The sequence below is a fragment of the Aeromonas sp. QDB20 genome (genome assembly GCF_027707805.1).
In the GTDB taxonomy this organism is placed as follows: domain Bacteria; phylum Pseudomonadota; class Gammaproteobacteria; order Enterobacterales; family Aeromonadaceae; genus Aeromonas; species Aeromonas dhakensis.
Genome location: NZ_JAPCJC010000059.1, coordinates 1 through 810, shown reverse-complemented (window position 1 = coordinate 810; position 810 = coordinate 1). Strand labels below are relative to the sequence as shown.

Below are 810 nucleotides of genomic sequence, written 5' to 3'. Positions count from 1 at the left end.
GTGTCGTTGTCGCCATCCACCACCGTCACGGTCGCACTCAGCAGCACCTTGCCATTGGCCAGGCTGATGAGGTTGTTGTCGTTGCTGCTGTCCACGTCCTCCGGCAGATGGTCCAGCTCCGCCGACTGCGTCAGCGTCACCGTGCCATTGCTCGCCACGCTGATGCGGAACACCTCCCCGTCCGTGGTCGAGCCCACGATGTCGTTGCCCACCTTGGTCAGGGTGATGGCCAGCCCGTTGCTGGTCAGCCCGCTGTTGCTGTCGGTCACGCTCAGGCTGTAGCCGCTCACCGTGGTGGTGCCCGCACCGTCCGCCCCATAGTTCGGCACCGCCGCCGCCAGGAACGCCGCCGCAAAGCTGCCGGTCGCCGTGTCACTGGCCGCACCGATGGTCTGCGCATCCTGGGTGGTCAGGGTGATGCCACCGTCTGCCACTGCATTGATGGTCACGCTCGGCACATCGTCCTCAAAGTTGATGTTGCCGCCCAGGTCCGCACTCACCGTCCCGGTCGCAGTGTCGTTGTCGCCATCCACCACCGTCACGGTCGCACTCAGCAGCACCTTGCCATTGGCCAGGCTGATGAGGTTGTTGTCGTTGCTGTTGTCCACGTCCTCCGGCAGATGGTCCAGCTCCGCCGACTGCGTCAGCGTCACCGTGCCATTGCTCGCCACGCTGATGCGGAACACTTCCCCGTCCGTGGTCGAGCCCACGATGTCGTTGCCCACCTTGGTCAGGGTGATGGCCAGCCCGTTGCTGGTCAGCCCGCTGTTGCTGTCGGTCACGCTCAGGCTGTAGCCGCTCACCGTGGTG

1 protein-coding gene is annotated in these 810 nt (G+C 65.2%); it reads right to left on the bottom strand.

The window, feature by feature from the left end:
* Positions 1-810, bottom strand: an 810-nt coding sequence (locus tag PG897_RS22520) for a DUF5801 repeats-in-toxin domain-containing protein (protein WP_270829448.1), incomplete at both ends; no start/stop codon positions are given.